At 65.5% G+C, this 18,961-nt stretch carries 21 protein-coding genes, 1 tRNA gene and 3 pseudogenes; 15 read left to right on the plus strand and 10 right to left on the minus strand.

The features are described 5' to 3' along the window. Positions 1-57: 57 nt before the first annotated feature. Together K410_RS0116070 and K410_RS39520 are read right to left on the minus strand one after the other, a co-directional pair. Positions 58-1,383: a TROVE domain-containing protein gene (locus K410_RS0116070; RefSeq protein ID WP_028135848.1), complete on the minus strand. Its 1,326-nt coding sequence runs from the start codon at positions 1,381-1,383 to the stop codon at positions 58-60. Positions 1,384-1,490: 107 nt separating this feature from the next. Next, a tRNA-Arg gene (locus K410_RS39520) sits at positions 1,491-1,647 on the minus strand. Between the two features lie 105 nt (positions 1,648-1,752). On the opposite strand from K410_RS39520, the gene K410_RS39525 reads away from it, so the two are divergent. Then, positions 1,753-1,929, plus strand: coding sequence for a hypothetical protein (locus K410_RS39525; RefSeq protein WP_155253423.1), 177 nt, complete (start codon positions 1,753-1,755; stop codon positions 1,927-1,929). A 679-nt stretch (positions 1,930-2,608) separates the two neighbouring features. Further along, complete coding sequence (locus tag K410_RS0116075) at positions 2,609-3,274, plus strand: DUF429 domain-containing protein (RefSeq protein ID WP_028135849.1); 666 nt, start codon at positions 2,609-2,611, stop codon at positions 3,272-3,274. Positions 3,275-3,279: 5 nt separating this feature from the next. On the opposite strand, the gene K410_RS39530 is transcribed toward K410_RS0116075, so the two are convergent. Beyond that, positions 3,280-3,492, minus strand: a complete 213-nt coding sequence (locus K410_RS39530) for a hypothetical protein (RefSeq protein ID WP_155253424.1) — start codon at positions 3,490-3,492, stop codon at positions 3,280-3,282. Positions 3,493-3,644: 152 nt separating this feature from the next. On the opposite strand from K410_RS39530, the gene K410_RS40390 reads away from it, so the two are divergent. The 3 genes from K410_RS40390 to K410_RS0116095 all read left to right on the plus strand — a co-directional run bounded on the left by K410_RS40390 (position 3,645) and on the right by K410_RS0116095 (position 5,381). After that, positions 3,645-3,803 carry a hypothetical protein gene (locus K410_RS40390; protein WP_196236019.1) on the plus strand — a complete coding sequence of 53 codons (159 nt, stop codon included), beginning with the start codon at positions 3,645-3,647 and terminating at the stop codon, positions 3,801-3,803. 114 nt (positions 3,804-3,917) lie between these two features. Next, positions 3,918-4,607, plus strand: a complete 690-nt coding sequence (locus tag K410_RS0116090; RefSeq protein ID WP_028135850.1) for a glutathione S-transferase family protein — start codon at positions 3,918-3,920, stop codon at positions 4,605-4,607. A gap of 165 nt (positions 4,608-4,772) precedes the next feature. Beyond that, positions 4,773-5,381: a cysteine hydrolase family protein gene (locus tag K410_RS0116095; protein ID WP_028135851.1), complete on the plus strand. Its 609-nt coding sequence runs from the start codon at positions 4,773-4,775 to the stop codon at positions 5,379-5,381. 11 nt (positions 5,382-5,392) lie between these two features. Here K410_RS0116095 and K410_RS0116100 read toward each other — a convergent pair whose 3' ends face one another. The 5 genes and pseudogenes from K410_RS0116100 to K410_RS0116120 all read right to left on the minus strand — a co-directional run bounded on the left by K410_RS0116100 (position 5,393) and on the right by K410_RS0116120 (position 10,243). Beyond that, positions 5,393-6,565: a DUF305 domain-containing protein gene (locus tag K410_RS0116100; protein ID WP_028135852.1), complete on the minus strand. Its 1,173-nt coding sequence runs from the start codon at positions 6,563-6,565 to the stop codon at positions 5,393-5,395. Then, a complete protein-coding gene (locus K410_RS0116105) occupies positions 6,562-6,741 on the minus strand; it encodes a hypothetical protein (RefSeq protein WP_028135853.1) in 180 nt (59 codons plus the stop codon). Before K410_RS0116105 ends, K410_RS0116100 begins: the two co-directional genes overlap by 4 nt. Before the next feature lie 166 nt (positions 6,742-6,907). Further along, positions 6,908-8,508, minus strand: a pseudogene (locus tag K410_RS0116110) (alpha-amylase family glycosyl hydrolase). Further along, on the minus strand, positions 8,486-9,055 hold the full coding sequence (locus K410_RS0116115; protein WP_028135854.1) for a hypothetical protein: 570 nt from the start codon (positions 9,053-9,055) through the stop codon (positions 8,486-8,488). The pseudogene K410_RS0116110 and the gene K410_RS0116115 overlap by 23 nt, the downstream one beginning before the upstream one ends. Positions 9,056-9,067: 12 nt before the next feature. Beyond that, the gene (locus tag K410_RS0116120; protein WP_028135855.1) at positions 9,068-10,243 is read right to left on the minus strand and encodes a zinc-dependent alcohol dehydrogenase; all 1,176 of its coding nucleotides are present in this window, start codon (positions 10,241-10,243) and stop codon (positions 9,068-9,070) included. A gap of 152 nt (positions 10,244-10,395) precedes the next feature. On the opposite strand from K410_RS0116120, the gene K410_RS0116125 reads away from it, so the two are divergent. Further along, on the plus strand, positions 10,396-11,178 hold the full coding sequence (locus K410_RS0116125; RefSeq protein ID WP_028135856.1) for an SDR family NAD(P)-dependent oxidoreductase: 783 nt from the start codon (positions 10,396-10,398) through the stop codon (positions 11,176-11,178). A 281-nt stretch (positions 11,179-11,459) separates the two neighbouring features. Here K410_RS0116125 and K410_RS36840 read toward each other — a convergent pair whose 3' ends face one another. Next, positions 11,460-12,023, minus strand: coding sequence for a response regulator (locus K410_RS36840; protein WP_349509799.1), 564 nt, complete (start codon positions 12,021-12,023; stop codon positions 11,460-11,462). Between the two features lie 271 nt (positions 12,024-12,294). On the opposite strand from K410_RS36840, the pseudogene K410_RS41525 reads away from it, so the two are divergent. The 4 genes and pseudogenes from K410_RS41525 to K410_RS0116155 form a co-directional block, all read left to right on the plus strand. Further along, positions 12,295-12,870, plus strand: a pseudogene (locus K410_RS41525) (chemotaxis protein CheB); the annotation flags it as partial. Between the two features lie 42 nt (positions 12,871-12,912). Continuing rightward, positions 12,913-14,046, plus strand: a pseudogene (locus K410_RS41530) (sensor histidine kinase); the annotation flags it as partial. Continuing rightward, the gene (locus K410_RS0116145; RefSeq protein WP_028135858.1) at positions 14,046-14,792 is read left to right on the plus strand and encodes a Crp/Fnr family transcriptional regulator; all 747 of its coding nucleotides are present in this window, start codon (positions 14,046-14,048) and stop codon (positions 14,790-14,792) included. The pseudogene K410_RS41530 and the gene K410_RS0116145, both read left to right, overlap by 1 nt. 584 nt (positions 14,793-15,376) lie before the next feature. Then, entirely contained in the window at positions 15,377-15,577 is a 201-nt protein-coding gene (locus K410_RS0116155) for a hypothetical protein (protein ID WP_028135859.1), read from the plus strand. Positions 15,578-15,724: 147 nt separating this feature from the next. Here K410_RS0116155 and K410_RS0116160 read toward each other — a convergent pair whose 3' ends face one another. Beyond that, the gene (locus tag K410_RS0116160) at positions 15,725-16,009 is read right to left on the minus strand and encodes a hypothetical protein (RefSeq protein ID WP_028135860.1); all 285 of its coding nucleotides are present in this window, start codon (positions 16,007-16,009) and stop codon (positions 15,725-15,727) included. Positions 16,010-16,269: 260 nt separating this feature from the next. Here K410_RS0116160 and K410_RS0116165 point away from each other — a divergent pair, with 260 nt between their 5' ends. From K410_RS0116165 to K410_RS0116185, 5 genes are read left to right on the plus strand one after another with little or no spacing between them, the layout of a single operon-like run. Beyond that, positions 16,270-16,479: a hypothetical protein gene (locus K410_RS0116165; RefSeq protein WP_028135861.1), complete on the plus strand. Its 210-nt coding sequence runs from the start codon at positions 16,270-16,272 to the stop codon at positions 16,477-16,479. Continuing rightward, the gene (locus K410_RS0116170) at positions 16,476-16,679 is read left to right on the plus strand and encodes a hypothetical protein (RefSeq protein WP_245269386.1); all 204 of its coding nucleotides are present in this window, start codon (positions 16,476-16,478) and stop codon (positions 16,677-16,679) included. Before K410_RS0116165 ends, K410_RS0116170 begins: the two co-directional genes overlap by 4 nt. A 60-nt stretch (positions 16,680-16,739) precedes the next feature. Further along, positions 16,740-17,816 carry a flavodoxin family protein gene (locus tag K410_RS0116175; protein WP_028135863.1) on the plus strand — a complete coding sequence of 359 codons (1,077 nt, stop codon included), beginning with the start codon at positions 16,740-16,742 and terminating at the stop codon, positions 17,814-17,816. Beyond that, entirely contained in the window at positions 17,813-18,712 is a 900-nt protein-coding gene (locus K410_RS0116180) for an NAD(P)/FAD-dependent oxidoreductase (protein ID WP_028135864.1), read from the plus strand. Before K410_RS0116175 ends, K410_RS0116180 begins: the two co-directional genes overlap by 4 nt. 60 nt (positions 18,713-18,772) lie before the next feature. Beyond that, positions 18,773-18,961 carry a hypothetical protein gene (locus K410_RS0116185; RefSeq protein ID WP_028135865.1) on the plus strand — a complete coding sequence of 63 codons (189 nt, stop codon included), beginning with the start codon at positions 18,773-18,775 and terminating at the stop codon, positions 18,959-18,961.

The following is an 18,961-nucleotide window of genomic DNA, read 5'->3' on the forward strand; positions in this document are numbered from 1 at the left end:
CAGAAATTTCGGAAGGCCCCGGGCGCATCTTGCGTCCGGGGCCGCTGTCGTTGCGCATCAGTTCAACGCCGTTTCCGACGCCGCGATCCACGCGACCACGGCCTCGGAGAAGCCGTTGACGCGGGTCCAGGCGCCGTGACCGACACCGTGCTGATACGAGGCCACGTTGACCATGGTGCCGCGCGCTCTGGGCTCAGGCACCTGGTCGTGGCTCTGCTCGTCGGTGAAGACGATCAGGCGATCGCCCTTGCGGTCGATCTCCGTCACGGCCTTGCCGAGATAGGTTCCGCCATGCGGCTGCGAGTTGATGATCGCGTCCCTGAGCGCGAAGCCGCGGCGGGGCGGGACCTTCACGACCTCATTGCTGAAGGTGAAGATCTCGACCTCGTCGCAGATCTCGCGCGCGAGGATGGCAAGGCCGCACGCCGCCTCCGCACGCGTCATTTCCGACTGCGCGGAGAGGGTCGCGAACATCGAGCCCGACACGTCGATCAGGAGCCGCGTCCGGCCCGGAAGCCGCACATGGTCCTTGACCGACTTGAGCATCGCAGCCTCGAGCTCGGGCTCGAAGTCCGGCGCATAGCGCGCCGCCGTGATGAAGCGATAGGGCAGGATGCGATCCGTCCGCATCGCCTCGATCGCGCCTGCGATGGTCTCGCGCGGGACCTGCGCAGTCTGCATCAGCCGCAGATTGCGCAGCAGTGCGAGGCCGCCGAGCTTGCGCTCGGCGATCAGCCGCTCGAAGGTCTCGCGCTTGCTCTTGCCGGCCGAGAGCGAAACCTCCCAGGTGTCGGGAGAAGCGAGCTCGCCGTCGACGAGCTGCTTCCACACCTTCTCCTGCTCAGCATCCCTAGGCTTGGCGTGGACCAGGAACAGCACGTCCCTGATCCGCACCGCACCGTCGCGGTCCCACTTGGCGAGCTGATAGGCGTCGAACTTGGTCAGCGCGCGGGCAAGGCCCTTCTTGACCTGGGCCGAGACCGGCTGACGCTTGCGCTGCTGCTGAGGGCCCAGTGCATCCGCCCAGTAGATCGCGAGCAGCTCCGTCATCTCGTCGGGACGCTGGATCACCTGGTGAAGCGTATCCGCCACGAGGGCGCGGTGCTTCTCGTTCCGCGCCATCTCGCGGATGACCAGCAGCGGCGCGTGCCGCAGCTTCATCACCTCGCGTGCCTCGATCGCGAGCTGCGCGACCTTGGCGGGCGCGACCTTGGGCACCAGGGCCTTGATGCGGTCTGCGATCGCAACGCCGTCCTCGTAGAACTGGTCCTCCCACAGGAGGCAGTTCATCAGCGCGCGCTTCAGCTCCATCTCGGGCGTGAAGCGCACCGCGCGCGCGCCCTCTCGCGTGAAGGCGCGAACGATCTTGTTGAGCCTGACCATGATGGCCTCCTCTTGGGTTGATGGGGATTGAAACGGGTGCCGGGGAACAGGCGAGGCTGTACTGCCCTCGCGGGCAAGTCACATGCTCTACCGCTGAGCTACGGACTTTCGTCCGGAAGGAGTCGAACCTTCGACATTGCGATCCGAAGTAACAGCGCTCTTCACCACCGGCGGTGGCTAAGGGGACACGATCCGGGAACGGGCGATTGCTGTACCCGACGAGCCGAAGCTCGCCGGAAAGCGCTCTATCCTCTGAGCTACCGGTGCATGGGACACCGGGCGGGATTCGAACCCGCGACCTCTCGCGTGGCAGGCGAAGTAACAGAAATCTTCACCACGGACCGTGATGGGATTGGCGGGGAACGATCGATGCTGTTGCTGCCCTTGCGGGCGAACCGCCTTTCGGCGCGCAGGGCTCGAACCTGCTCGGCGCTTTCGCGCCTTTACCACGAAGTAGCAGACATCTTCACCACCGCCTGGCCGGTGCTTTCGCACCGGCTGTTTGATGGGGTACGCTGGGGAACGGGCGATATCGGCTTTCAGTGACGACAACACAGGCACCGTCCTTGCGAACAGATCCTGCGCCGGGCCGCGTGCAAGCCATTTCCGAGGCCGCATCCCGGTGCGTGTGTCAAAGGCGGGAGGCATCACCCGCTTTGCCTTGCGGAGAAGTATCCGAGATCTTCACCACCAGCGTCGGTCGAGCCGCGATCGTCGCGGCAAACCGAGTTACAAAAATTCCATCGCGGCGCTGTCGACGCGCCGCACTTTGCGAACCCTTTGGGTTCGCTCTGCCATCGGTGTCCGGCTCATCGCCTCGTTCCCTCCGGCAGGCCCCGCGCACTTGGACACGCGCCTCTCCAGCGCGAGCCCCGGGATCCGGGTCTCCCGTTCCGGCCGATGCCGGGTTGTTCGGTTGGGCCGCGCGGCGGGCAACAAAAAACCCTCCGGAGCGGCAGGCTCGGGAGGGTCCGTGAGAAGCGGACTGTCGATCTTGCGTCAGGCAAGATCGCTCCCATGAGCCGGGCATGCGCAATCGAATAGCTCTGGGCTATTCGGCATGCGGACAATTCTTTCGTAGCGGTTCAGCATCGCTCGGTTCATGGTGTCTATCGCAAACGGAAGTGCTTGCGAGGGCGCGGGACATACGCCCGCAACTTGCGGATGTCAAGCGAGGTGCGTGTGAAAATTGCAGGACGCCGACGACAAGACACGGACTCATGACGTGTCGAACTATCTCGGCCTCGATGGTTTTCGCTTCGGCTGGGTCGCGGCCTGGATCGACGCGCGCGGCGATCACGGCTTCGACTACTCAACTCGCCTAACGCGCCTGCTCGCGCTGCCGCATGCGCGCGCGATGATCGACATGCCGATCGGATTGAATCAGAGCGGCTATCGCGCTTGCGATCTGCGGGCCCGCGAGCTGATTGGCCCCGCCGTGTTTCTCGGTGCGCGCCGCGACCTCTGGACATTCCCGGACATGGCGGCGGCCAATCGGCATTACTGGGCGCACGAGGGCAAGGGCAGGGGCGTGTCGGCGCAGCTCTGGAATATCAGAGACAAGATCAGGGAGGTCGACGAGGTCATGACGCCGGCGCGGCAGGCGACGATCGGCGAGTCGCATCCGGAATTGGTGTTTTGGAATCTGGCAGGGCGCGTGCGGCTCGAGCCGAAGATGTCGCCACGGGGCCGCGAGCAGCGCGTTGCGCTGCTGAGAGACCGCGGCTTCACCAAGCTGGAGAGATGGCTGACGCTTCGCCATGGCACCGGCATCGGTCGTGACGATCTCATCGATGCCTGTGCCTGCGCGGTCGCAGCGCGTGACAGCACCCAGCGCGTCGGTGGCGAGGAGGTCGATCCGCGCGGCTTGCGGATGGAGATCAACTATTGAACCGATCAATTCTGCCGATCGCCTGCATCGGCAAGGCGGCTGCGCTCGTGACGGTCGGGCTCTGGGGAGCCGTCCTCGTCGTCCAATCCTGCTGCTCGCGCCTCGTAGACATCGGCCATTGCTCGTAGCCGCCGCGCGGCTTCGCGATGGGCGAGATCGTCCGCGACGCTGCGACAGCGTTGCGCGTGGTCGAGCAGGGCACGTTTTTCGATGTTCATCTCGTCACAACGCGCAGGGCTGCTCGATGGTCCCTCGAAACCACGCAATGTCTCGTTTGTGAAAACGGGAAAAACTGGCAAAATTGTCGTACGGCGTCGGAACACCACGCGTGAGCTTGGCGTTTAGCCGAAGGAGTTGAGGGACAAAGGCCATGTACGACGTCTGCCAATGGGCGACCGCGACGCTCGCGGCTGCCTTCACGGCCGCGCTGCTGATCACAGGAGATTGGTTCATCCAGTATCGACTGCAGCATGAAACCATGACCCCGATCGTCAGCCCGATCGTCAGGATGGCAACGCTGCCGCCTTAGTCGCTTCAAGCGCACAGCGGCTCTTCTCCGCGATCATCCAGACGATTGGCCGGCCTTGCGTCGTTCGTCCGCTCGCCTAGACTGCGCGGCATCCCACGAACAGCTGGAGTGCCGATGTCCGATCTATCCGCTTTTCCCATCACCAGGCGCTGGCCGGCCAGGCATCCCGAGCTGCTTCAGCTCTACTCCCTGCCGACGCCGAACGGCGTCAAGGTCTCGATCATGCTGGAGGAGATCGGACTTCCCTACGAGGCGCACCGGGTCGACTTCGGCAAGGACGAGCAGAAGACACCTGAATTCCTCTCGCTCAACCCGAACGGCAAGATCCCGGCGATCCTCGATCCCAATGGTCCGGGCGGCAGGCCGCTGCCGCTGTTCGAGTCCGGGGCAATCCTGCAATACCTCGCGGAGAAGACCGGCAAGCTCCTGCCGCAGGACCCCGCGCGCCGCTACCAGACCATCCAGTGGCTGCATTTTCAGATGGGCGGCGTTGGGCCGATGTTCGGCCAGGTCGGCTTCTTCCACAAATTCGCCGGCAAGGATTTCGAGGACAAGCGGCCCCGCGACCGCTACGTCACTGAGGCCAGGCGCCTGCTCGGTGTGATGGAGACGCATCTCGCCGACCGGCAATGGTTCATGGATGACGACTACACCATCGCCGACATCTCCATGCTGGGCTGGGTGCGCAATCTCATCGGCTTCTATGGCGCCGGCGATCTCGTCGCGTTCACCCAGTTCAAATCGGTCGGTGCCTGGCTCGAGCGGGGCCTGGCGCGTCCGGCGGTCCAGCGCGGGTGTGCCTGAGGCCGGCGAACCTCAAAGACCTCCCGGCCTCGGGGCGATGGCGTCCGGGCCTCATCTGCTGGATTGCCGGCCGCACCGAGCGGAACGATGGCCGCCGCAACCGCATTTGCTGTCGGTAAGCCCGCCGCGGACGTGCCGCGGCCATGCATTCGCCGGTGGAAGGCAATGAGAGACAGCGCCTCGGATGTTGCCGAGATCAGGAACGCCGTTCACCTCTGCATCGACATGCAGAACATCTTCGCGCCCGGAGGTCTGTGGGCGACACCCTGGATGGAGCGCGTGCTGCCGACGATCGCCTCCATTGTTACGCGTTATCAGACCAGAACGATCTTCACCCGCTTCATCACGCCGCAGGATCCGGAAGATCGTGCCGGGCAATGGCAGACCTATTTTCGCCGCTGGCACCAGGCCACCCGCAGGCATCTTCCGCCGGCCGCGCTCGAGCTCGTGCCGGCCCTGGACAAGTTCGTTCCGCCGGCTGCAATCATCGACAAGCCGGGCTATTCCGCCTTCAGCAATCCCGGCCTTGCGGGCCGGCTGGTCGACAAGGAGGTCGGCACGGTCGTGATCTCGGGCGCCGAGACCGACGTCTGCGTGCTTTCGACGGTCCTCAGCGCCGTCGATTTCGGCTTCAGGGTCGTGATCGTCGAGGACGCGCTGGGCAGCTCCTCCGACGTTGGGCACGACGCGCTGATGACGATGTACCGCACCCGCTTCCACGGTCAGGTCGACCTGGTGACCGCGGAGGAGCTGACCGAGTTCTGGCGCGAGTAGCTGCTGCGTGCTCAATTGACGTTGTCGCCGAACATGTTGCGGAACGCCGTGGCGACGGCTGCAACGCCGTCCACGCCCCGCATCAGCGCGATCTCGCCTTGCTGCCCGTGGCGAATGGCATGCGCCATGATGCGCAGCCGCAGATCGCCGCGGCTCTGCCACATCCGGTCGGCCATCCTGACCGCGCCGGAATGATGCCTGCTCATGGCCTCGATGAAGACCGCATCGAACTGGTCGGATGGCGCGGCCTTGACCGCCCGCATCTCGGTCGGTGCCAGGTAGCCGGGCATGGCAGCGCGTTCCTCCGTGCTGCAATCGGGCATCTCGGTATCGAACCAGCTCAGCCACCAGTTCTCGAAGATCCTGATCTCGCCGGCCTGGCTTGCGGCCATCAACATCGCGAGCTTGCGCAGATGCGGGTCTTGGGCGCGCTCTGCGCCGATCCGCGCCAGCTCGACGCCCTGGGCGTGATGCGCGGTCATGTGACGGATATAGGCCTGGTCCGCATCCCTGTCGCGGCCCATCCATGCCGGCTCGTAGCCGTGGCTGCCGAACCATGCGATCGCGCCGAGCAGCACGACCACGGCAACCGCGCCGGTCGCCCAGGCATTGGTGAAGCGGATGTCGCGCGCCGGCGCCTGGCCGCGCGCCCAGCGCAGCCGGGCGAACAGGGGATACATCACGGCAGAGGCGCCATGGACCAGCAGGCCGATCCAGTACGGTTGTTGCAGCGTGAACAGCGGCTGCCAGAATGGAAACAGCGGCACCAGCACGAACCATTCCAGGCCTGAGGAGAACACCGCCCACGGCAGCGCGAGCAGCAGGATCGTTCGCGGCCACAAGTCCGCGGTCCAGCGCCCGAGCACGCCGAAGAACACCAGCGCCCAGGAGAAGTCCGCCCATTGATGAAAGGCGATGCCGACGAGGAGCGCGCTCCACGACGGCTCTGCACTGAGCGCCCAGTCCCGCGCCGGAATGGCGGCGACCGTCATCCAGTCGACCGCGGCGTCGCGGCCGATACGGGCGGCGAACAATTGGCTGACGAGGGTCGAGAACGTGCTGCTGATCAGGCCGAGCTCGGCGGCGGCGATCCAGCGCGAACGCCGTCGCCGCGCCAGCCACGACGCGCCTCCGCCAGCGTACCGTGCCGTGTCGGAGAGCGTTGGTCGCGGCTGCGCGTTCACGTCAGCTGCTTGAGCTTCTTCAGCGGATTGAGCTCGCTCGGCTGGTCCTGTTCGTCGCGGCCGCGCTCGGCCTGCGCCTTGCCGTCATCGTGGAGATCCTGGTCGCCGATGATCTCGCCGACGGCCTGCCTGGCCTTGCCGACGATCCGCTGCCGAAGACCTTTCGTCTTGCCCATGCTGCCTCCCTTGACGCCTCTCCGTTGGCCTGCCGCCAAGCTTGGTGCCGCAGGCCCCGGCGCCTGAGGCGGCGAGCGCCGGGGCCGCGGTTCGCGCAGTCCGCCTCCGCAGGGGGGATGTCGGAGGCGTTGATCAGACGCGCTGGCGCGCCGATGGTTCCTGCCGTCACCGCGCCTCGATGGCGATGATCACACCCTCATTGCCGCGGAGCAGGATGGATGCGTCCGGCACTGGCTCCGGCGGCCGATCGAGGTGTGTCGACATCAGCAGGCGGCCGCGGCCCTGCCAGTGGTATTTCCGCGGCTCGGCGGCGATGTTGAGCGCGATCAGGAATCCGTTGCCGCCGTCGGTGCGCTTGTAGGCGAGAACGTCGTTCTGCGAACGCAGCGGCTCGTAACCGCCCCGGCGCAGGCAGGCCTGCTCGCGCCGCAGCGCCATCAACGCGCGAAACAGCGCCAGGATCGAGCGCTCGTCGCGCTGCTGCGCGGCGACGTTGGCCGCGCCATCGGGCCGCTCCAGCGGCAGCCATGGCTGGCCGGTCGTGAAGCCGCCGTCGGGACTGTCGTCCCAGCGCATCGGCGCGCGCTCGGGATCGCGGCACAGGCCGAAACCTGGCACCAGCTTCTCGAAGGGATCGCGGACGCGGTCGGACGGAATCGGGACGCGCTTGCGGCCGATCTCGTCGCCCATGAAGAAGAAGGGCGTTCCGCGCAAGGTCACCAGCAGCATCGCCAGCACGCGCATCTGGGCCTCGCCGATCTTGCTGGCGACCCGCTGCTTGTCGTGGCCGCCGATCACCCAGACCGGCCAGGCGTGGTCCGGGATCGCGTTGAAATACGCATCGATGGTCGCTTGCAGCGACAGCGCGTCCCATTGCGAGTCCAGCAGGGCGAAATTGAGCGGCAGATGCAGGCGCGGCTTTGCGTTGCCGTAGAAGTGGCCGATGCGGTCGGTCTTGCCCTGGACCTCGCCGCAGAGCATGCGCTGCGGATATTGGTCGATCACGCTGCGGATGAACTCGATGCAATCCATCGTCTCCGGCCGGTCGTCGGTGAAGACCGGCCTCTGACGCTGCGGCGGCGGCTTGCCCTCGGCGTCGGGATTGGCGGGATTGTCCCGCATCAGCGCGTCCTTATCAGGACCGCGCTTGCGTCGACGCGAAAGCCGTCGACGCCACGGTCGAGCCAGAACCGCATGACGTCGGCGATCGCGGCGCGCACATGCCGGTTGCGCCAATTGAGGTCGGGCTGCTCGACGAGGAAGGAGTGGTAGTAATATTGCCGCCGTGCCTCGCACCATTCCCAGCCGCTGCCGCCGAAACGGCTCAGCCAATTGTTCGGCGGCCCGCCGTTCTCGGCCGCATCGGCCCAGATGTACCAATCGGCCCTGGCGCCGTGGCGCGAGCTCTCGACGAACCAGGAATGATCATTGGCGGTGTGGTTGGGGACAAGGTCGAGGATGAGGCGGATGCTCTTCGCGTGCAGCGCCGCGAGCAGGCGGTCGAAATCCTCCAGGCTGCCGAAGGCGGGGTCGATCGCGCAATAATCGGAGATGTCGTAGCCGAGATCGCGGAACGGGCTCCGGTAGATCGGCGTCAGCCACACCGCGTCGACGCCGAGCCATTGCAGGTAGTCGATGCGCGAGATCAGCCCGGCGAGGTCACCCTTGCCGTCGCCGTTGGAGTCCTGGAAGGAGATCGCTGCGATCTCGTAGATGACGGCGGATTCCCACCACGCAGATTTGTCAGGGGACTCGTCGCTCGTCACCTTGCTTCACCTCGTTCTGTCCCGCATGCGCTGCGATCTGCCTCGCCGCGGTTCGGATGCTCTCGACGCCCTTGGGGAAACCGCTGCGGTTCGGATAGAGCTTGCGCCGTGCATCGCGCGCGGGGCGGCGGGACTTGGTGGCTTGCGCGGCCCGGTAGTCGAGCATGGCGATGCCGCCGACCATCAGCAGCGCCAGCGCGATGTTGCCCTTCTTGGGATTATCCGGTGTCAGCCCCGACAGCAGCGCGGCGGCATCGAGGCCGTCGCCGCCGACGCGCGTCCAAAGACCGGCGTTCTTCTCGACCGAGAGCGTCATGATCCCGGCCATGATCTCGCGGACGCCGAAGGCCCGCACCATCGTCTCGTGGCCTTCCATGCCGAGCGTTTCGGTGACGCGCCGCGGCGCGAACAACTCGACGACGCCGAGGCCGATGCTGAACCAGCCGAGCGCGCGGGCGAGCTGGTCGGCCGGCTGCTTCAGGCTCGGCCCGCCCTCGATGATCCTGGGGTCGCCCTTGGTGCGCACGATGTTGGAGAAATGAAACATGGGTTTGCTCCTTCAGGGCTTCAGCACGACCTTGACGCAGGAATCGCGCTTGTCGCGAAACACCTGGTACATCTCCGGTCCCTGTTCGAGCGGGACGGTGTGGGTGATGACGAAGGACGGGTCGATCTCGCCGTCCTCGATGCGGCGCAGCAGATCGTCGGTCCAGCGGTTGACGTGGGTCTGGCCGGTCCGCATCGTCAGGCCCTTGTTCATGAAGGCGCCCATCGGCAGCATGTCGGACAGGCCGCTGTACACGCCGGCCACCGAGATGATGCCGCCGGGCCGGCAGACATAGATCATCTCACGCAGCACGTGGGGCCGGTCGCTCTCCGCCATCACCATCTGCTTGGCGCGGTCGAGCAGGGTGTCGGGCAGCGAGGCCATCACATGCGATTCCATGCCGACGCAATCGATGCATTTCTCCGGGCCCTTGCCGTCGGTCAGCTCCTGGAGCCGCTCCAGCACGCTCTCGGTCTCGAAATTGATCGTGGTGGCGCCGCCGGCTTCAGCCATGCTGAGGCGCTCGGGCAGGCAGTCGATCGCGATCACCTGGTTGGCGCCGAGCAGGATGGCGCTGCGGATCGCCATCTGTCCGACCGGGCCGCAGCCCCAGATCGCGACCGTGTCGGTCGGCTCGATGTCGCATTGCACGGCGGCCTGCCAGCCGGTCGGGAAGATGTCGCTGAGGAAGAGCAATTGCTCGTCGGGAATGCCCGCGGGCACCTTGATGTGGGTGGCGTCGGCATAGGGCACGCGCAGATATTCGGCCTGGCCGCCGGGATAGCCGCCGGTCAGGTGGGTGTAGCCGAACAGGCCGGCGGTGGCGTGTCCGAACACCTTGTCGGCGAGATGGCGCTTGCGGTTGGTGGTCTCACAGACGGAAAAGTTGCCGCGCTTGCACTGGTCGCATTCGCCGCAAATGATGGTGAAGGGCACCACGATGCGGTCGCCCTTCTTCAGCTTGCCGTCGACGCCGGAGCCGACCTCGACCACTTCGCCCATGGTCTCGTGGCCCATGATGTCGCCGGGCAGCATGCCGGGGATGAAATTGTGGAACAGGTGCAGGTCTGAGCCGCAGATGGCGCAGCTCGTGACCTTGATGATGGCGTCGCGCGGATCCTGGATCTCAGGGTCCGTGACGGTGTCGCAGCGAATGTCCTCCTTGCCGTGCCAAACCAGCGCCTTCATCTTTCGTCCTCTCGGCTGAACCAGTTGGCACTTAAGTCCAGGAATGAACGATGGTTGCTAAGCGACGAGCATTTCTTCGCACCGCACGCGGATAGGAACGAGATGGCGGCGGAGGGATTGGGCGTCATCATCCCATCTCGAGGACATGTGCCATGCCCGCCAATCAACTCGCCGTCGTCACCGGCGCCTCCACCGGCATCGGCCTGGAGCTCGCCAGGTGCTGTGCCCAGGACGGTTTCAACCTCGTCATCGCCGCGGATGAGCCCCAGATCGAACGGGTCGCCGTCGATCTGCGACGGCTCGGCGTCAGCGTGGAGCCGGTCGGAGCCGATCTGTCCACTACCGAAGGCGTCGACAAGCTTTGCGCCGCGGTGGGCGACCGGCCGATCGATGCGCTGCTCGCCAATGCCGGGGTCGGCCTCGGCAAGGCCTTCCTCGATCAGGACTTTGCCAGGGTGAAGGACCTGATCGACACCAACATCACCGGGACGCTTGATCTGATCCACCGCGTCGGCAACCAGATGCTCCGCCGCAACGCCGGCCGCATCCTGATCACGGGCTCGATCGCCGGCTTCATGCCCGGCAGCTTCCAGGCCGCCTATAACGCCAGCAAGGCGTTTCTGGATTCGTTCTCGTTCGCGCTGCGGGAGGAGCTGCGCGACAGCGGCGTCACCGTCACCTGCCTGATGCCGGGCGCCACCGAGACCGAGTTCTTCCGCCGCGCCGACATGATGGACACCAAGGTCGGCACCGAGCAGAAGGACGGCGCCTACGACGTCGCCAAGGCCGGCTTCGACGCCATGCTGCGCGGGGAGGCCGACATCGTCACCGGCCTGAAGAACAAGATCCAGACCACCGTCGCCAATGTCACGCCGAACGAGATTCTGGCCAAGCAGCATCGCAAGATGGCCGAGCCCGGCACGGCGAGGTCGTGAGACGGCTCAATTGCAGTCTGTGCCAGGCAATACGGTCCGTCCCGCGGCCCTGCTAAGGAGGACATCGATTCACATAGCCTAATGCGCGGCGGTTCCGAACCGGTCACATTTCCTGAGCTGGGAACGGGCTGTGATGGCGATGGACCGCATTGAACAGGCTTTTATCGCGACCGCAGTCACGGGCTTTCTTGTCATGATGGCGGCCGTCGTCTGGATGATGATGAGCTGACTCGAGGGAGCTGGCCGTCTTGCGCGTCGCGCTACCTTACGCCGCGGTTGTCCTATGCCTGGCCGTCACCGCCTGGCTTGCTTTCGCGCACCTGTTCTGATCGGTGGCGTGGCTGCGGGGAATCATATGGTTGACCGCCGACGAGGCTGGCAAGGTTCTGGGCCATGGCCCCGACGTTGATCGGCTTCTCCCAGAGCGGTATGTCCCGGAATTCCGTTTCGATGCTGAGCCTCTCGTAGCCTGTGGTGAACACGAAGGGTACCTGCCGTGCCCTGAGCGCACGGGCGATCGGAAAGATCGGCTGGTCGCCGATGTTGACGTCGAGGACCGCCGCGTCGAGAGCGCCGCCATTGTGCAGCATCTCGACCGCATCGTCGATGTGGCCGACGGGACCGGCGATCTCCGCGCCGAGCTTGCGCAGCGCGTCGGCGATGTCATCGGCGAGAAAATATTCGTCCTCAACGACGAGGATGCGGCGACCCATCAGCACTGTGGCATGATGAGACAACGCGGGCGATACTGACATGATCCCTCTGGCGCCTCCTCGTTCCCATGTGTTGGACAGATCGGGGCCGAGGCGCCTTTCGACAACGATGCAACCGAAGGCCGGTTCCATGAGCCACCGCGATATGAGCATGATCGGAGGCTCGGCCGGTACCACCCAGTCCAAACCCGGGCAGCCATCAGCCACCTGATCGACGCATTGAGACCGAACATGCGACCGAGCCGCTCCTTGATGCCGCCACGCCGGGAGGGGCTTGGTTCGGAAATCGAAACACGCGTAGGGACGTTTTTCTCTTTGATCTGTTGGGATAACATCAAGTTCCTGCGATTTGCAGGGCCGAGTGCCCGTTGGCCCCGGTCGATGAACGAAAGCTGCCAGTGCCATGCATGAAGTCGGCGACCAGCCGGTTGGTGGAGAGCGTCGGAGGAAAGCCCCGCTGATCGTCGGCGTGGGCGCCTCGCCGGGTTCGCTGGGCAGCATCGCGCGCTTTTTCGCCAAGCTGACGGTCGGTACCGATCTGACCGTCGTGCTGACGCTTGGGCATCACGAGGCCTTCGACGAGGTGCGCGAGGCCGTGCGAAAGGCCAACGGCGGCAAGATCGCTGAGATCGCCGATGGCCATGCGATCGAGGGGGGCACGATCTATCTGTGCCCGCCGGCGATGATCACCACCATTCGAAACGGCCGGTTCGCGGTTCGGAAGGCCGAGCAGTCGCCGGGCGAGCGCGCCATCATCGACAGCTTCCTGGTGTCGCTCGCGGAGGAACGCGCCGAACAAGCCGTCGGAATCCTCCTTGCCGGCACCGGCGGTGACGGCACGCTCGGCACTGCGACCCTGAAGGATCATGGTGGTCTCGCCATTACCGAAGGAGTCGCGAGCCCGGAGCAAGCTGCACATCTGGTCGACGGCAACGCGCCGGCTTCCATCGCCGATTTCGTGCTGCCGCCGGAGGAGATCCCCGCGTACATCCAGGTCTATGCCCGCCATCTGCGGCGCCTGGAGCGGAAATCCTCCGACGCGCGATCTGACTCGCTCAACAAGGAACTTCAGTCGGTCAACGAGGAGCTCGAAACCTCGCGCGAAGAGTCGCAGTTGGTCACCGCGGAATTGACGACGGTCAAGGGCGAGCTGGCGCATCGTGTCCAGGAATTGACGCGCACCAGCAGCGACCTCAAGAATTTGCTCGAGAGCACGCAGATCGCCACCTTGTTTCTCGACCACGATCTGCGCGTGATGAACTTCACGCCGGCGATCACGCAGGTCCTGCATCTCGTCGAGACCGATACGGGCCGCCCGATCGCGCACATCAAGGCTCGTGTCCCGATCGAGGAGCTGTATGACGACGTCCGCCGTGTGCTGCGCACGCTCGCGAGCGTGGAGCGCGAACTGAGCGCGACGGACAGCGGCGCGCGCTACATCGTGCGCATCCTGCCTTACCGCAGCATCGACAATCTGATCGCCGGCGTGGTCATCACTTTCGTCGACGTCACCGCGGTCACCCGCGCCGAGGAGCGCCAGCGCCTGCTGCTGGCCGAACTCCAACATCGTGTCCGCAACACGCTCGGCGTCGTGCGCTCGATCGCCCGCCGCTCCGCGGAGACGAGCTCAACGGTGGAGGAATACGCCTCCCATCTCGACGGCCGGCTCAACGCATTCGCCCGCACCCAGGGGCTGGTGACCCGCGATCCCGAGGGCGGGGTCGACCTCGAATTTCTCGTGGTCGAGGAGTTGCTGGCCTATAACGCCCGCGAAGGAGAGCAGATGCGGGTGGCCGGCCCCATGGTGCGCTTCCAGGCCAAGGCTGCGGAGACGTTTGCGCTCGCGATCCACGAGTTGGCGACCAATGCACTGAAATACGGTGCCCTGAGCCGGCCCGACGGACGTGTCGAAATCACCTGGCGCCTCGAAAAAGGCAGGGATCCTGCCATGTTCCTATTCCAGTGGCGCGAGCGCGGCGGGCCGCCGGTCAAGCCGCCGCCGCGAAAGGGCTTTGGTACCGAGCTTCTGGAGCGCACGCTGGCATTCGAACTCAAGGGGGACACCGCGTTGGCATTCGACCCTGCGGGGTTGGAATGCTCCATCGCGATTCCCCTCAGCAAGCGCACGTTCCACACACCGGTGATGGATGGCTGATGCCGCTCTCGACGTTCGATCGCAGCGTGGTGGAGCCGGCCATTCGCCGGCTCAGTGCGCTGAGGCCGTTGTCGGCGGAGGCCCGCGCTTCACTCGAATATGCGATGCTCGAAGGCTTGCAACGCGCCGGCTCGGGTGAGGACCTTCTCGCCGAGGGGGATCCCGTCGACAGCGTCCGTATCCTGCTCTCGGGCTGGCTCTGCCGCTACAAGACGCTGGAGGACGGGCGGCGCCAGATCGTCAATTTTGTTTTTCCGGGCGAGAGCTGTGACGCCCATGCGTACCTGCTCCCGGTGATGGACCATTCCATCGCGACGCTGACGCCGGTGGTCTACGCCGAGATCAAGCGCGCCCATTTCGAGACCCTGCTGGCCGGCGACCGCTCGCTCGCGGAAGCGTTCTGGTGCGAGACGCTGGTCAACAACGCGATCCAGCGCGAATGGGTCGTCAATCTCGGAAGGCGCATGGCGGTGGAGCGCGTGGCTCATCTGTTCTGCGAGATCTTCGAGCGGCTGCGTCCTGTCGGAATGATCGAGGGAAATTCCTGCATCATGCCGGTGACGCAAACGGATCTCGCCGACGCGACGGGATTGTCGGTGGTCCATCTGAACCGCACCGTCCAGGAGTTGCGCGCGTCGGGCCTGATCGTGCTGCGCGATCGCACGCTGACCATCAACGATCTCGCCGCGCTCAAGTGCGCGGCGCTGTTCTCGCCGGGCTATCTGCAGCTCTACCGGCGCGGCTGAACTGCGACCGGGCCGTCGCGGGGCGGCTGCGGTCCGACCAGGGATCGGTCATTCAGCCCTCGGGGGCATTTGGGTCACGCTGACCTTCGGCCGGGTCAAGCTGCTCCTTGGGGAAGGGCTCGTAGCTCTTGCGGCCGAGAAACGTGTCGGGGGGTGGAAGCCCGAGCACATCCAACGCCTCTCGGATCGCCCTGCGCGCACGCACGATGTGCTCCGCGTCAGACGACGATGGCGCGTCAAATGACGATGGAAAGTGAGTAGGCTTGTGCATAGCCGCGCTCCCTGTTGTTCAGGCGGGAGCGCAGGCGAGTCTCTCAGCCACCGACGCCTGGGGCAGAGCCTCAGCCGGTGATGGAGCGACAATACGCCTTTCGCAGTGATATGACTACAAGAACGTGTGCCACGACCTGCTGACCAGCAGAATGAGCCACTGGCTAAATTTACTCATGTTGCGGTTTCCAGCGGTTGAGACCCCGCGCAACCGTTCCGGCTCTGGAACGTTGTAGAGGCATCGCCTGTGCGCGATCATCTCAATCGGTAAGGAGGCAACGGCGCGCTCCGACCATGATCAGGGAGAACGCCTGATGACGACGCGGCATCGGATCAAGCATGCCGAGACTTTGGAAACGCGGCTCGCCGCCGAAGCGGAGCGGCTGCGCGAGCAAGCCAAATCCCTTCCGCCCGGCGCAGCCCGCGACGAGATGCTGCGCAAGGCGCGTCAAGCGGAGACGGGGTCTCAAATGAGCGAATGGCTGAGGTCGCCGGGCCTGCAGCCGCCGAACTGAACGGTGCAGCTTTCAGGCTGCACCGCCGGGAACGGGTTAGATGTCGGCGCGTACCGATGCGCTGATGTCGTGGGCAGAAACCGGAAAAATGAGCGCCACGTCCATCGTTCCCCGTTGCGTCCGGTTGTCACCCGGCGGTGCGGATCGTCAACGCCGCTTCGCCGCTTTGGTTCGGCGGTTGTAGGGCGAGCGGTTGGCGGGCCGCAGCGAGATGCCTTCGCGCTGCGCCTTGCTGCGGATGGCTGCGATCGGGCGCTGCAGCTTGATGCTCATCACGCCGGTGGGCGTGTTGCCTTTCGCAAGCTGCTTCAACTTGCTCACGTCCGCGGGCGTCCAGGGCTGCCGCGCGCGGCGCTTGTACGCGGGATTGGCCTTGCGCGGTCCCTTGCGGCCGATCGGTGAGCCCGGCCGCTTCCATGTTGCTTTCGCCATGATGATCCTCCTTCGGGTCATCCTTGAACATACGAATCAGCATTTCGGTTCCGGCGCATTGCACGGCGAGACGTCCGCAAAATCACGCAGCGTTAACTTATTGAAATGCTGGAACCGGCGGTTGCGGCGGAAGCTGCGACGGTTGCCGGTGTGGGCCGCCCCAACCGGCAAGCGACTTGAGTGACAAGAGACCTTGGGCCCCGGCGCCCGACCCCCGCCGGGGCCATTTCCCTCCATCCGAAATTCGCTGTGAAAGTCCGATGACCGCCAAACGTAACCGCAGGAAACAGACCCAGTCGCTCCAGGAGCGGCTCGCCGCCTTCGCCGAAAAGGCCCGTGAGCGCGCAAGCAGCCTGCCGCCCGGCAGGGAACGGGAGATTCTGCTGCAACGCGCCAAGCAGAACGAAATGACGTCGAACCTGACGGACTGGCTGAGTGCGCCCGTGTTGCCAAGACGAGGGCCATCATGATGGGCAGCCTCAAGCACTACCGCGCCTTCCAGATCGATCCGGACGGGCACGTGTTCGGATGCATCAATCTGGTCTGCGACGACGACGAGCAGGCCAAGCGCAAGGCCGCCGCGCTCGCGCTGGTGCATCGCATCGAGCTGTGGCGGCTGGACCGGCGCATCGCCAAGTTCGATGCGCCACGGGACATCGTTCGCCAGTAGCGGAAGGAACCGCGCGCAGTGCGCCGGGTTGGTCGGACAGCCGACTTTGCCGGAGCACGCATGAGCGACGCCGAAATTCGCAAGGGGATGCCGCCCGTCGAGCTGTCGCGCGACGAGTTCGAGCGGCGTTACAAGGGCCAGTTCGTCGATCCCGTCTTTGCGCCGCTCGGGCGCGAGCTCGATGCCATCACCGCATCGGCCTGGGACGCCTACAGCCATTCCCGCAAGGCGCCGCTGACGCGCAAGGCGGGCGCGGGCTTCTCCGATCCCGACTATGACATCGCCGTCGACTGGCTCGATGCGCGCGCAAGAATCCTGGAAGCGCAGCGACGGCACGACGACGCGGACGAGACGCCGCGCATCCTCGTCATCAACGGTTCGGCGCGCAGCGAGCACACCTGTCCCGGCGAGATGTCCAAGACCTGGCGGCTGGTCAAGCTGGCCGAGCCTGTCTTCACCGGGATGGGGTTTGCCGTCGACATCCTCGATCTGTCGCGCCTCGCCTCGGAGTACGGCAAGACGATTCATCCCTGCAAATCCTGCGTCGGTACCGCGATGCCGCTCTGCCACTGGCCGTGCAGCTGCTATCCGAATTATTCGCTGAGGCAGACCCAGGACTGGATGAACGAGATCTATCCGCTCTGGGTGGCCGCTCACGGCATCCTGATCGTGACGCCGGTGAACTGGTATCACGTGCCATCAGGCCTCAAGGCCATGATGGACCGCATGGTCTGCGCCGACGGCGGCAATCCCGATCCGACCTCGACGCATGGCAAGAAGGCCGACGAGGCCAAGGCGATCGAGCTGAAGGGCTGGTCCTATCCGCGCCATCTCGCCGGCCGTCATTTCGGCGTCGTCGTGCACGGTGATGCCGTCGGTGCGGAGAATGTGCGCCGCGTCCTGTCGGACTGGCTGACCGACATGCAGCTGATCTCGGCGGGACGCTTCGCCGAGATCGACGGCTATGTCGGCTACATGGAGCCATACGCCACCTCGCACCACGAGCTCGATGAAGACCAGGAATTCCAGCAGGAGGTGCGCAACGCGGCGCATGCGCTCGGCAACGCCGTCCGGCTGGCAAGGAGCGGGCGCCTTCAGGATCCCGGCGAGGGTCTTGCGGATCCGAACCCCAAATGAAGCCGGCGCAGTTCGATTGCCTGATCGTCGGCGGCGGCCCCGCCGGATTGATGGCCGCGATCTATCTGGCGCGCTTCCGCCGCAACGTCTGCGTCGTCGATGCCGGCGCGAGCCGGGCCGCGCTGATCCCGCGCAGCCACAACGTTCCGGGCTTCGTCCACGGCCTGTCAGGCGCGGAGCTGATCGAGAGGATGTCGGCGCAGCTGGACGAGCTCGCGGTCACGCGCGTGGCGGCCGAGGTCACGGCGTTGCGGCGGCACGAGGACGGCTTTCAAGCGAGCTGGAACGGCGAGGCGCACGCAGCCGCCACCGTCATTCTGGCCAGCGGCATCGTCGACACCCATCCGCCTTTCGAGGAGTGGCGTGCTGCGGTCGCGGACGGGGTGCTGCGCTATTGTCCGGTCTGCGACGCCTACGAGGCGACCGGCCGCCGCATCGGAATCGTCGGTCCGATTCAAAAGGCCGCCAGCAAGGCGCTGTTCCTGCGCGGCTATTCGCGCGACGTGACGCTGCTCGCAACCGGAGGCGATGACGAGCAGGGCGCACCCGCTGAGCTGACTGAGGCCGGCGTCGAGGTCGTGGCCGCGCCCGACCTGCATCTGCGGCGGAGCGGCGAGGGCGTCGCGGCCGTCTTCGCCGGCGGCCGGACGCTGCAATTCGACACGGTCTATCCTGCGATGGGAGCCGAGGTGCGTTCGCAGCTCGCGGTGTCGCTCGGCGCCGCGCATGTCGAGGAAGGCTGTCTGAAGGTCGACGACCATCAGCGCACCTCCGTCCGCGGGCTCTACGGCATCGGCGACGTCGTCACCGATCTGCACCAGATCTCGGTCGCGTTCGGCCACGCCGCGGTCGCCGCCTGCAACATCCATCACAGCCTGCCGCGGCGGCTCGCATGAGGGAACGAAGGGCGCGGCTTTGCCTTGAGTGAGAGGATCGCGCGCGAAGGACGACAACCCATGCTGGAAGAAAAGCTCAAGGACGCCATCATCGGCGAGTTGCAACGGCAGGCCGCCAACCGGCCGCAGGCGCTGACGATCGCGGGCGCCAAGGACGCGAAAGGCTCGGAAGAGCTAACCGTCAACGGCAGCATCGATCTCGGTGCGCTAGTCATGGCGATCGCGGGATCGGTTGCGGGCGGCCCTTAA

Source organism: Bradyrhizobium sp. 22 (assembly GCF_000482425.1).
Lineage (GTDB): Bacteria > Pseudomonadota > Alphaproteobacteria > Rhizobiales > Xanthobacteraceae > Bradyrhizobium > Bradyrhizobium japonicum_B.